The organism is Anaerocolumna sp. AGMB13025, assembly GCF_029689925.1.
Taxonomy (GTDB): Bacteria; Bacillota; Clostridia; order Lachnospirales; family Lachnospiraceae; genus Anaerocolumna.
In genome coordinates, this window is the sequence record NZ_CP121445.1 from 3,637,793 (window position 1) to 3,650,765 (window position 12,973).

General features: G+C 37.7%; 13 protein-coding genes. 1 reads left to right on the forward strand and 12 read right to left on the reverse strand.

Annotated elements, in window-relative coordinates; all coding sequences use genetic code 11:
- Nucleotides 1-23 precede the first annotated feature (23 nt).
- Entirely contained in the window at nt 24-917 is an 894-nt protein-coding gene (locus QA584_RS14935; RefSeq protein WP_278269844.1) for an AraC family transcriptional regulator, read from the forward strand.
- 314 nt (nt 918-1,231) lie between these two features.
- Here the strand turns inward: QA584_RS14935 and QA584_RS14940 are convergent, their stop codons facing one another.
- The 12 genes from QA584_RS14940 to rimP all read right to left on the reverse strand — a co-directional run bounded on the left by QA584_RS14940 (nt 1,232) and on the right by rimP (nt 12,973).
- Complete coding sequence (locus QA584_RS14940; RefSeq protein WP_278269845.1) at nt 1,232-1,660, reverse strand: hypothetical protein; 429 nt, start codon at nt 1,658-1,660, stop codon at nt 1,232-1,234.
- 475 nt (nt 1,661-2,135) lie between these two features.
- Nucleotides 2,136-2,507 (reverse strand): hypothetical protein, encoded by a 372-nt coding sequence (locus QA584_RS14945; RefSeq protein WP_278269846.1) that lies wholly within the window; start codon nt 2,505-2,507, stop codon nt 2,136-2,138.
- A 20-nt stretch (nt 2,508-2,527) separates the two neighbouring features.
- On the reverse strand, nt 2,528-3,571 hold the full coding sequence (locus QA584_RS14950; RefSeq protein ID WP_278269847.1) for a hypothetical protein: 1,044 nt from the start codon (nt 3,569-3,571) through the stop codon (nt 2,528-2,530).
- 218 nt (nt 3,572-3,789) lie between these two features.
- Nucleotides 3,790-4,734: a bifunctional riboflavin kinase/FAD synthetase gene (locus QA584_RS14955; protein WP_278269848.1), complete on the reverse strand. Its 945-nt coding sequence runs from the start codon at nt 4,732-4,734 to the stop codon at nt 3,790-3,792.
- A gap of 17 nt (nt 4,735-4,751) precedes the next feature.
- Nucleotides 4,752-5,675, reverse strand: a complete 924-nt coding sequence (gene truB / locus QA584_RS14960; RefSeq protein ID WP_278269849.1) for a tRNA pseudouridine(55) synthase TruB — start codon at nt 5,673-5,675, stop codon at nt 4,752-4,754.
- A gap of 3 nt (nt 5,676-5,678) precedes the next feature.
- The gene (locus QA584_RS14965) at nt 5,679-6,656 is read right to left on the reverse strand and encodes a DHH family phosphoesterase (protein WP_278269850.1); all 978 of its coding nucleotides are present in this window, start codon (nt 6,654-6,656) and stop codon (nt 5,679-5,681) included.
- Nucleotides 6,657-6,728: 72 nt separating this feature from the next.
- Entirely contained in the window at nt 6,729-7,172 is a 444-nt protein-coding gene (gene rbfA, locus QA584_RS14970; RefSeq protein WP_278275181.1) for a 30S ribosome-binding factor RbfA, read from the reverse strand.
- Between the two features lie 336 nt (nt 7,173-7,508).
- Nucleotides 7,509-10,724 carry a translation initiation factor IF-2 gene (gene infB / locus QA584_RS14975; RefSeq protein ID WP_278269851.1) on the reverse strand — a complete coding sequence of 1,072 codons (3,216 nt, stop codon included), beginning with the start codon at nt 10,722-10,724 and terminating at the stop codon, nt 7,509-7,511.
- A gap of 18 nt (nt 10,725-10,742) precedes the next feature.
- On the reverse strand, nt 10,743-11,123 hold the full coding sequence (locus QA584_RS14980) for a ribosomal L7Ae/L30e/S12e/Gadd45 family protein (protein WP_331487615.1): 381 nt from the start codon (nt 11,121-11,123) through the stop codon (nt 10,743-10,745).
- Nucleotides 11,113-11,388 carry an RNase P modulator RnpM gene (gene rnpM, locus QA584_RS14985; RefSeq protein WP_278269852.1) on the reverse strand — a complete coding sequence of 92 codons (276 nt, stop codon included), beginning with the start codon at nt 11,386-11,388 and terminating at the stop codon, nt 11,113-11,115. The genes QA584_RS14980 and rnpM overlap by 11 nt, the downstream gene beginning before the upstream one ends.
- A 7-nt stretch (nt 11,389-11,395) precedes the next feature.
- Nucleotides 11,396-12,451 carry a transcription termination factor NusA gene (nusA, locus tag QA584_RS14990; protein WP_278269853.1) on the reverse strand — a complete coding sequence of 352 codons (1,056 nt, stop codon included), beginning with the start codon at nt 12,449-12,451 and terminating at the stop codon, nt 11,396-11,398.
- Nucleotides 12,452-12,505: 54 nt separating this feature from the next.
- Nucleotides 12,506-12,973, reverse strand: a complete 468-nt coding sequence (rimP, locus tag QA584_RS14995) for a ribosome maturation factor RimP (protein ID WP_278269854.1) — start codon at nt 12,971-12,973, stop codon at nt 12,506-12,508.

The window sequence follows — 12,973 nt, forward strand, 5'->3', positions numbered from 1 at the left end:
TTACAGAAAGGTTTGGTGACAGCTTGAATTACAGCAAGGATATGGAACGATGTATCGATTATGTGGAAGAACATATTAAGGATAATTTAACTGCTGAAACAATAGCTCTTGCAATGGGATATTCCGTATATCATTTCTGCCGTGTATTTTGTATCTGCAAAGGGATTCCATTAATGGAATATGTGCGTAAAAGGAAATTATCCTTATCCTCTACTGAGTTATTTCAAGGGAAAAAAATTATCGACATTGCCTTAGAATATGGATTCGAAACACCGGGTGGTTACGCCAAAGCCTTTCGTAAAGAATTTCATTTCAGCCCTACCCAGTATGCAGCGCGGATGGCCGGATTTCTGGAGTTAAAGTCAGATCAGAATATCGGAGGTTATATGATGAAACCAGTTATTATGAAAAAAGCAGCTTTTAAGGCAGCTGGTTACGGGATTAAAACCAATGTAACCGGCAGCAGTTATACGAAAGATATTGCATCTTTTTGGAGCTATTACGAAGGTGAAAACTTAGAATCAAAACTTTATCAGATTCTGAATCCCGAGACTCACGGTGAGGTTGGCTTATGTATACCTTCCCCAGAGGATGGAACTTTAACTTATCTTTTAGGGGTTATTGTTACCGATTTTGAAAACGTTACTGAGGATATGCTCACCATTGAAGTACCAGAAGCGGAATATGCCGTTTTTACAACACCCCCTGTTGACACCACTATGGATACCGATCAGGATGAATTTGCAGCTATTATTAAAAGTACCTGGAAATATATCTTTACCGAATGGTTTACAGACAGCGGATATATTTATGATGAAACAAAACTTGATTTTGAATATTATGATGAACGTTGTCACCAACGCCTAGACACTGTTATGGAAATTTATGTTCCTGTAAAGAAAATAAATGCAAAATAAGAAAAACCTTTATGCTACACATGAGGAAAGGGGGAATAAAATTCCCCCTTTCCTCATGCGATATTTTTATAATAATATTATTTCCAAAATACTAAAAATTATTTATTAAATTCAATTTCTGTTAATCCATAATTGTATATATCTTTTAAATTCTTATAAAGGATATTTAAAATAATTTTTATGTTAGGTGATTCCTTAATTTTAACTTTATTTTATCAGTATATCTTATTTCCTTATCCTATTGCATTATCTTATTAGCCTATCTTTAACACTATCTTTTAACTATATCTAATTACTCTATCTTATTACGTTATTTATTTTTTCAAAATATCCAAAATGATATTCGTCGGGAATAATCTATGCTCAAATAACAATGCCATGGATAAAGCTGCCTGGACCAATCCTATGAAAAAGAACAAAACATGGAGGAACGCAACTGCCTGCAGCATAATTACCTGCACTACAATCCATATAACCAAAGCCCAGCTAAAAACACTGCTTATATATCCCTGGTATTTCGATTTAGCAAAAAACATTGCTCCGCTAAATAAATTACCAAGACCGATTACACAAAATAAAAGCAGTCCAGGTATAAAAAAATCATGAAAAGGTGACTTCTTTAACATATCTACCGGGGCTCCAAGGGGTGATAACGGATCTGTAATTGCCGCAAAACCACCAAATAATGCACCTACGCCAACCAGAATATGTAAGACTATTAAACTTCGATATACTATCTTCATTAAAACCTCCTGTAAGTTATCAGATTATTGTATTACCCACAATGTTTTATCTAATTTAGTTTCATACTACTGCCTTTACATATTTTTGTTGACAGATTTTTTTATGTCTATTTTTACCATTTCTCTTATATTTTTTCTCTCTTTGTTATTGAATACTTTAACTTAATGTCCAAAATAAAAGCCCTAACCATAAGCTTATAATATATTTAATTTAATTATATGACTATATCAAGTAAAATGTCAAATTATTTACCTGGAAAATGTAAAAAAGCTGTTACTCAATTTAAGCATATTTCACACTTAAATGTAACAGCTTTTTTAATGTCATGATTAAAATGCGGACAAAGTCGTGTATCAACGTATAAAACTTACTATAAGTAATTCTATTATTAATAAATTCTACTGTTACTATTTTGAAAAATTCTATATTTCCGTCATCTTATGTAACAGTCTGTAATTAACATGATGGATAATTTTATTGCGATATAATTTTATACTGAATTGAGCCTATATTAATCCGGTCATCAAAAAGCGTATACCCATATATCCATTCACTACCATCCTTTTTCCTCATTTTAATATCTACTGACGTTACCCATCCTTTACCTGTATTGAATTTGGGATGAGTAAATTTCATATTAAGCGCGTCATCCATATAGTCTTTAATTTCATCAACATTTGTTATCGTCTTAGTATTTAATCCATCAGCATCTGATGTTTTTACCTGAATCTCATATATATTATCTGTATTTACTTTTATATGATAAGTTTTATTATATAATATGAGATATATAATTACCATAACTAAAACAAATAGTAAAGAAAGTATTACTTTTTTTGATTTCATTATGTCTTCCACTCTTTCATCTAACCGATTATCATATCGCTTTGAGTAATATTCATATAGATTCCTGAATTACCATGCCCATTATTTATAATTAAATATGCACTTCCAGTTGAATATTCGATGAAACTATATCCAGTTGCCCAATGAGCACCTAACGAAGATGAAGCAATAAAACCAGCTATGTATGGAGTATCAGATGATAAGCATCTAACAATATCTGCTGAGTTAGTTGTAGACAAGTAAATATCTTGAATTATATCTCGATCATTATAATAATTCATTATTCCAAAATATACATCACCAGCATCACTTGATGCAGGTATGTAATTTTCAAGATATTTTATTAAGGTTACTTCAGATGAAAGATTACTGGGTATAATATTGGAATCACGATGCAAATCTAAATAACGTAAATACATTGCCGCTGCATTAGCACCACATATGCCATTAGGATTGTAAGAATAGTTTGGTAACGAGTACCTTAGCGAGTAGGTTTGTGATGAGGCAGATGCTCTTGCAGAATCAGTCTGTGTATTGGGTGAAGTACTAATTTGTAATATATTAGGCACTGTTTGAGGGTCGAGGACGCTACTATCACTGCCATACAAATTAGACGTATTTAGATTTTTTCTATCTACCTCCTTTTCACCAAATAAATCATACACATAATTTTTATCTGTTCCATTTTCCTCAAAATACTCAAATGCACCATTATAATATTTTTTCACATCGTCTGACGAATAAATAGATTCACTTATAAATGAAAATTCAGGAATGCTTAAATCCCTAATATTAATGATAATATAACCTATATCCAATTTAAATAATACAGCTATTAGTTCATCATTTAAATTATATAAAGGATAAACATCCACTATTTTTTGTTTACAATTGTTTGCTGTTATAAATTCTTCAGCATATTCTTTCAGAGAATTGTATCGTGACTCACTTAAATCATCACTAAAAATTTCTCTACTCGAACTAGCCGCCAAAGCAATATTTGCATTCATATAGAATAAGGAAAAACATAAGATGATACAAAATAATTTTTTAATACCTTTCATTTACACACCTCCTAATAGTTTTATAAGTCGACTTATGTAATTTTTATCATATCACGCATTCCAAAATATGTCAATTATTTTCCAGGATTCTTTTCCATAAATAGTAAAGACCGGAATGCCTCACTAATTAGTTCTATGAGGTTTCCAGCCATTTTTATAAAATCTTTGAAAACTTATATGAATCTAGCTATAAAGTTATTAAACTTAGTCCCTCAAAATCAATACAAGTGTTTAGAAAAATAATCCCGTCCGAAAGCAATATCCTTTTGCATCTGTGCTTTTAATCCCTCCAGGGAATCGAATTTAGTTTCCTTTCTTTCCATGGCATATAAGGAAACTTCAATGGAAGCCCCGTATAAATCCTCATCAAAATCAAAAATATAGGTTTCGACCCTGGGTTCCGGCGTGGTACCCACCGTAGGATTGTATCCGATATTCGTAACACCCGGATACTTTATGCCATTGATTGTAGTAATGGATGCATACACGCCTTTGGGCGGCAGCAGTTTATGGGCGGGAGGAATTAGATTAACCGTTGGAAATCCTAAGGTACGACCGATTTTTCTCCCATGCTGCACTTCTCCGATTAAGGTATAAGGTTTTCCTAACATGTTATTTGCTTTCTCCATATGTCCTTCTATTATTTCATTCCGGATAAGGGTACTGCTGATAACCTGTTCTTCCATTATAATATTATCATAAATTTTAATCTTATCATATACAATCAGTTCATAACCGTAAATTGCGGATAGTTCCTTAAGCATGGCAACGTTACCCTTGCGGTTATGACCAAAACCAAAATCGGAACCGACTACAATCATTTTTGCATCCAGTTTTTCAATCAGGATATCTTTTATAAAGCTTTCCGGTTCCATAGATGCGGTTTCTTCCGTAAACGGATAAGAAACCAGTACATCCAGACCACTTTGCTCCAGTAAATACCGTTTTTCTTCTTCCGTATAAATGGTATCTATTTCTTTATCTGAAAACAGGTTGTCCGGATGAAACATAAAGGTGAACATCACTGCCTGCAAACCTTGTTTTTTCTGTTCCAGAATTTTATTTAACAGAAGTTGGTGTCCACGATGGATTCCGTCAAACTTGCCTAAAGATACGGCGGAATTATAAAGTTTAATATCTGTCCTACCTGTTATATATTCCATACGAATTACTCCTATTATTATAAAAACATCTTTACCGGTTTAAATAATTTATCTTTTGAACAATACTCATATATGCCAATGAATTGTCTCTCATGATCATATACTCTGACTATTCGCTCTATTTCATTACTGTTACCCTCCAAAAACAGAACGGTATGATGTTCTGCCTGTTCCAGACGGAAACTGTTACCATTATAAATGTTTTTTGTAAATTCTTCTAATACTACTACCTTTTCATAGTTTGGAAACATATCCTCTGGTTTCATGAGGATATCTGTAAGCTTGTCCTGATCAATCAGAACCTGGATTTGGGACAGTTTTAAGCTGTCTGAAAGTGCAAACGCTCCTGATCTTGTTCTTAGCAGAGTCTTCATACAGCCTCCGCAATTTAGACGTTCCCCAATATCATGGCATAAGGTCCTGATATAAGTTCCTTTTGAACAGTCAACTGATATTCTGACTTCATGGTCTGCTTCATTAAACTCAAGAATACGGATGTCAGAGATCCTAACTCTTCTGGTTTCCCTTTCCACTTCTTTACCGGCTCTTGCCAGCTCGTACAAACGCTTGCCATTTACCTTGATTGCAGAATACATCGGCGGCAGCTGGTCATACTCACCGATAAAACTTAGAATGGTTTTTGTTATCTGGTCTCTGTCCGCCGTTACAGGGAATGAATTAAGTACTGAACCGGTTATATCCTGGGTATCTGTAACAATCCCCAGTTTTAAAACCGCTTCATAGGTTTTACTTTTCTCTGTCAGCATATCGCATAATTTTGTAGCATTTCCAAAACAAACAGGCAGTACCCCTTCGGCATCGGGGTCTAAGGTTCCGGTATGGCCGATTTTCTTTTGTTTTACCATACCCCTGAGTTTTGCAACTACATCGTGGGAAGTAAACCCCTTTTCTTTATATACATTGATAATTCCGTTAATCAAGTTTTATTGCTCCTGTTCACTGGTTTGATTGGATAATTGATGTTCAATATGTGCGGTCAGATTGTTTACAACATCATGTATCGTTCCGTGCATGGTACAACCGGCCGCCTTAATATGACCGCCGCCGCCAAAATAAGCAGCAATTTTTCTAACGTCAACAAAACCGTTGGCTCGCATACTTACCTTATATTCATGAAGATCTGTTTCATAAAGAAGGATTGCTACTTCCACACCTTCGGTAATCCGTAACTGATCTATAATACCATCTAAATCTGCCGAGGTGGAATCATAAAACTCAAGGGTCTTCTTACTGACTGAGGATACAATACATTTACCATGTAGTACTAATATACTTTCTAAAAGACAACGTCCTAACATCTGATTCTGATGATAATTCTTAAGATAAAAAGTCTCATCAATCATTTGAGAAAAGGGCACCCCTTTTGTGATAAGCTTTCCGGCTATCATCATGGTCTTTTCAGAGGTATTGGAATGCTTAAACACTCCCGTGTCGTGAATAATTCCAAGATAAAGGGCTTTTGCAATGGTTAAATCGATTTTATCCTCTTCAAACAAACCAAACAGTACTTCGCAGGTGGAACTTGCATTATCCTCCACATGATTCGTACCTGCAAACCTGGTATTACTAATATGATGATCAATATTTAAAGTTTTATTGGCAGCTAAAAAGTATTCCTGGGCAAATCCCAGTCGGTCAAGACTTCCGCTGTCCAGGGCAATGAATAGATCATATTTTATACTTTCTTCATTTTCCTGTTTAATTATATCCGTATTTCCTACGGTCTTAAATTTTTCAGGTATCGGCTCCAGATAAAGATCTACCCTGATTCCTTCTCCTGTTGCTTTTTTTAAATAATAATACAATGCCAGACAGGAACCCACACAGTCGCCGTCAGGTCTGACATGACCGGCTATTCCTATGGTTCTGGCATCTCCTAGTACTTCCAATATGTGTTTCATAATAACCTCCACACCTAATACCTTCTCAATAAGCTTAGGTATTCCCACCGGGGTCACCTTCTGACCAAAATCTTAATCTTCCTCATCCTCTGTATCGTCATCTAAGTCAGTTTCACCATCAGAATCATCCCCGATACTTTCATCAAGAGTATCGGAAGTTTCAATATCTTTATTTACTTCATGAATCAGACGGGACATATTAACACCATACTCGATGGATTGGTCCAATACAAAGGTAAGTTCCGGCGTATTACGCAGGTTAATGCTTTTTGCCAACTGTCCTCTCATAAAAGGGGCTGCACTTTTAAGGCCTGCCAATGTGCTTTTCTGGGATTCTAAATCTCCCAGGACACTGATATAAACCTTTGCATGTTTTAAATCCGGAGCTACCTCTACGGCAACTACAGAGGTCATGGGATTTATTCTGGGATCTTTGATTTCTCTGTTAATTAACTGGCTTAATTCCCGCTGTACTTCCCCATTAATTCTAGTGTTCTTAATACTGTTTTTTCTCATATTCATACCTGTTGCATATCCTGGGCCGCCTGCTTACTAAATGCTGCTCTGCCTGTTATGCTACCATAAACAAATAGCTGAAAGAACCTGTAATGGCATTTCCTTTCCCTAATTCTATTCTTTCAGCCATATCAATCGTATCTTTCCTGTCTCTATGTGAACAATTTTTACCTTCACATCATACACATGCTTTTGTTGCTTTCATAAAGCCAGGGGCTGTTGCAAAATTGTTAGAAATAAGACTCTAACCCAGATAATCCCGGCAATGAATTTTGCAGCAGCTCCTTTTGCGCTTATTTTATCTTAGTCCGAGTTTTCGAATTATAAGGACTTCCCTTATCTTGGAACTTCCTGCATTACATATAATTCTACCGTATCAAACTCTTTGAGATCATTGAATTTTTCAAATACAAGACCACATTCATATCCGGAGGCTACTTCTTTAACATCGTCTTTAAATCTCTTTAAGGACGCAAGAGCACCTTCAAATATAAGTTCTCCCTCTCTTGTAACTCTGGCGGAGCAGCCTCTGACAATTTTACCGTCTAACACATAAGATCCGGCAATCGTACCAAGTCCGGAGGCTTTAAATACCTGCCTTACTTCTGCATGACCGATAACTTTCTCTTCAAAGGTAGGGTCAAGCATTCCCTTCATAGCCGCTTCCACATCTTCAATCGCGTTATAAATAACACGGTACAGTCTTAAATCAACCTTTTCACGGTCTGCCAGTTCCTTCGCAGTGTTATCCGGACGAACATTAAAACCTATGATAATTGCATTGGAGGTACTTGCCAGTGATACATCTGACTCATTAATGGTACCTACGCCGCCATGGATAATGCGGACTGCAACTTCGTCATTGCTCAGTTTTACAAGACTTTGTTTTACTGCTTCTACGGAACCTTGTACATCGGCTTTTATGATAATGTTAAGTTCTTTTACATTACCGGCCTTAATCTGAGAGAATAAACCGTCCAGAGATAACTTGGCTTTTGTATCTGCTAAAAGTCTTTCTCTTCCCTGTGAAATATAGGTTTCTGAGATAGAGCGTGCTTCTTTTTCATTATCTGTTGCAATAAAGATTTCACCGGCATCGGGTACTTCATTTAAGCCCAGGATTTCTACCGGAGTAGAAGGTGTGGCTTCTTTTACACGTCTGCCCTTATCATCCATCATCGCTCTTACTTTACCATAGGCTGATCCGATTGCAATGGAATCACCCACATGTAACGTACCTTTTTGAACCAGAATGGTTGCAACCGGACCACGGCCTTTATCTAATTCTGCTTCGATAACGATACCTCTTGCATTACGGTTTGGATTCGCTTTTAATTCAACCAATTCTGCGGTAAGGATAATCATCTCAAGAAGCTGTTCAATACCTTCCCTGGTATGGGCCGATACCGGTACAAATACCGTATCACCACCCCAGTCTTCGGCAACTAACTCATATTCTGTTAATTCCTGCTTTACACGTTCGATGTTGGCACTTGGTTTATCTATTTTATTAATTGCTACTATTATCTGGATTCCGGCAGCTTTTGCATGGCTGATGGCTTCTACGGTCTGGGGCATAACACCATCATCTGCTGCTACCACTAAAATAGCAATATCCGTAGACTGGGCCCCTCTCATTCTCATGGAAGTAAATGCTTCGTGACCAGGCGTATCTAAGAAGGTAATCTTTTCACCGTTAACTTCAACCACATATGCACCGATATGCTGAGTAATACCACCAGCTTCATGAGAAGTTACATTAGTCTCTCGAATGGCATCCAGAAGGGAGGTTTTGCCATGGTCAACATGACCCATAACACAGACAACCGGAGGACGCTTTTCTAATTTTTCTTCGTCTTCGTCTTTCTCCTTTAATAACTCCTCTATAACATCAATCTTTATCTCATGTTCTGCGATGATTTCAAATTCAATCGCAATCTCTTCTGCTTCTTCAAAGGTAATCTCCTGATTGATCGATACCATTTTACCTGCTAAGAACAGCTTTTTCACTAATGCAGAGGCGGGTAATTTCATTTTGTCAGCCAATTCTTTAATGGTTAATATATCTGGAAGTGTAATCGTTTTTACATCATCTTGTTTGGCTTCCTGGACCTGAACCGGCTTTGGTTTAATGAACTGTCCTTTTTTCGGTACTTTGATTTCCTCTAAGCCGTCACCATCGATTTGTTTATGGTTATAGCCCGGTTTATTGTTTTTAACATTTTTATTGGCTCTGCTGTTTCTATTACTTGCTGAATCACTTCTGGACATTCCAATTGGTGCATCAAATTTCTTTGCTTCACCTGCTCTGTTGTCTGATCTGCCCGGAGTGCGTTTTTTTGCATCACCGTCTTTAATATAGTCATCTTTATTCATGCCGCCGTAGCCAGAACCATAATTTCTGTTCTGATAACCGCCTTCTGAGGATCCCTGACTGCCGGATCTGTTGTAGTTATTGTATCCGCTAGACTGACCAGGTCTGCCGCCTTGTGAATTATATGGCCTGGAATTTTGATTCGGTCTGTCGCCATTATTGTTGTAACCACCGGTTCTTCCCTGCCCACCACTCTGATTATTCTGACCATACGGACGGTTCTGACCTTGATTATTATTCTGACCATACGGACGGTTCTGTCCCTGGCTGTTATTCTGTCCATAAGGGCGATTCTGTCCCTGTCCGTTGTTCTGTCCATAAGGGCGGTTTTGTCCCTGTCCATTGTTCTGTCCATAGGGGCGATTCTGTCCCTGTCCATTGTTCTGTCCATAGGGGCGGTTCTGTCCCTGTCCATTGTTCTGTCCATAGGGGCGGTTCTGTCCCTGTCCATTATTCTGTCCATAGGGACGGTTCTGTCCCTGACCACCTTCTGAGGAATAGCTGCCACCCTGCGTATTAGAACGATTCTGCTGTGAATAATTTCCACTCTGACCATAAGAACGGTTCTGACCGTTCTGACCCTGATTGTTCTGTCCATAGGGACGGTTCTGTCCCTGATTATTGTTTTGAACATAAGGACGATTCTGTCCGGAAGAATGCTGTCCACCCTGACCTGGTGTTCTCACTCCATTATCACCAGAGTTTCTCTGACCCTGCTGATCACCCTGATATCGATTGTTATAAGGTCTGTTATTCTGGTTATTATATGGACGGCTCTGATTATTCTGTCCCGACTGTCTTTGATCGGAAGAATAATTCTGATTAGGTCTTATGTTACCCTGGTTACTCTGAGAGGAATAACCGGTACCAGCAGGTCTGTTATTCTGTCCTTCTGCTGTACCCTCATGGACGGCTTGGGAACGCACAGACGTCAAATCCTGAGAAGATGAAGACTGTCTTACACTTCCTTCGGTTACGGTATTCGGCTGGTTCTGAGCCGGTCTTTCAGCAGGCCTTGCCTTGGGTGAGAAATGATTTTTAACCAGATTAACAGCACTGTCATCAATACTGCTCATATGGCTTTTTACCTCCACACCCTTTTCATTCAGATACGTTATGATATCCTTACTGTGTTTATCTATTTCTTTTGCTAACTCATATATTTTAATTTTTGCCATACTTACTACCTCCACTAATTACGATTCCATGTATGGGTTCATACATTCATCCTTGTTGATTGAGTTCAGTTGCTTTTCTACCATATCAGCCAAGCCTTTATCAAGCAGAACCAGAGATGCTCTGAATTCTTTTCCTATTGCATGACCGAGTTTTGTTTTTTCACCAAAAAAGTAAATCGGCACTTTATAGTAAGTACACATATTGGTAAACATTTTTTTTGTATTATCTGATGCATCCTCAGCTACAATTACCAGCTTGGCTTTTCCATCCTTTACAGCCTTTTCCGCCATGAATTCACCACTGGTAAGAAAACCTGCCTTAGCGGCTATTCCGATATAAGAAAATACTTTTTTTTGGGCAATAGGACTGGCCCCGTTATTATCCTTTTCATAATTCAAGTCCACTCAGCTCCTTTTCTAATTCTTCATAGACTTCGCGAGGAATACTTACCTTTAAAGATCGTTCCAGTCCTCGGCTTTTCACGGCTTTCTGAAAACATTCCACTGATTTGCACAGATATGCTCCCCTGCCGTTTTTCTTGCCGGTTGCGTCTATAATTATATTCTCTTCCGGCGTTTTTATAACTCTGATCATATCTTTTTTATTTTTCATCTCCCCGCAGCCGATACACTGTCTTTGGGGCACTTTCTTTACAACACTCATGTATTACCTACTCCCATCCGTACCCTTCGGCTTGTGACTCGCTCTTAATATCTATTTTAAATCCGGTAAGTCTGGCTGCTAATCTGGCATTCTGTCCTTCCTTGCCGATTGCAAGAGATAGCTGATAATCCGGAACGATTACTCTGGCGCTCTTTTCTCCCTCTTCCACATACACAGATACTACCTTGGCAGGACTTAATGCATTTTCAATCAGAATTGCAGGATCATCGCTCCAGTTGATAATGTCAATTTTTTCACCTCGTAATTCATTCACGATTGCATTGACCCTGGCACCATTCATACCGACGCAGGCTCCTACCGGATCTACATCAGGGTTATTGGAGTATACGGCCATTTTGGTTCTGGAACCGGCTTCTCTGGAAATACTCTTGATTTCAACAGTTCCATCCTTTACTTCCGTTACTTCTGCTTCAAATAACCGTTTCACAAGTTCCGGATGTGTTCTGGATACAGTAATTCTTGGTCCCTTGGTGGTGTCCTTAACTTCCAGTACGTATAATTTTATACGATCCGTCGGTCTGAAATGCTCTGTTTTTACTTGTTCATTCTCAGTAAGCACTGCATCTACCTTACCTAAATTGATACTTACATTATTGCCTACGTAACGCTGCACAATACCGGTAACCACATCTTTTTCCTTGCTGTAATACTGATTAAATAAAACTTTTCTTTCTTCCTCCCTGATTTTTTGTACTACTACCTGTTTTGCCTTCTGGGCAGCAATACGTCCAAAATTCTTCGGAGTTACTTCCACATTAACGATATCGCCGATATCATTTTTCGGATATTTTAATCTGGCTTCCACAACACTGATCTGGGTTACGGGATCTGTAACTGTTTCAACGATTTCCCTCTCGGCAAATACGCCAACGGCACCGGTATCCCTGTTTATATTCACCCTGATATTATCTGCTTTGCCAAAGTGGTTTTTACAAGCGGCAACCAGGGAATTTTCCATTGCTTCCAGTAAAATATCCTTGCTGATATCTTTTTCTCTTTCAATCTGATTTAATGCGTCAATTAACTCTTTGTTGTTATTCATTTTCTGCTGATCCTCCTCATAATTGTTCTTGAATCCAATCCCTTAAGTTTGTATTTAAAAATCAAAAGCCAAACGAATCAGTGCCACATCGGCACGAGGTATATCCATAGTACTTTCGTCTTCTAGTTGAATGGTAAAATTTACAGCATCATAACCCGTTAAAAACCCTATGATTTCCTTTTGTTTATTGATGGGTTTATACAGTTTGATTTCCACTTCTTTGTTTATGCTTCTGGCATAATCTTTTTCTTTTTTTAACTGTCTGCCTAAACCTGGTGAACTGACTTCTAAGATATAGGATTCCGGTATAAAATCATGCTCATCCAGCAAATCACTTAATGCCCTGTTCACAATCTCACAGTCATCTACGGTTATACCGCCCTCTTTATCGATATAAGCACGAAGATACCAGTTACCGCCTTCTTTCACATATTCCACATCTACCAGCTCAAAATTGTTTTGTTGAATGATTGGTTCTAATAGTTTCTCAGTTTTTTGTTCGTATTCTTCTTTCTTAGACAT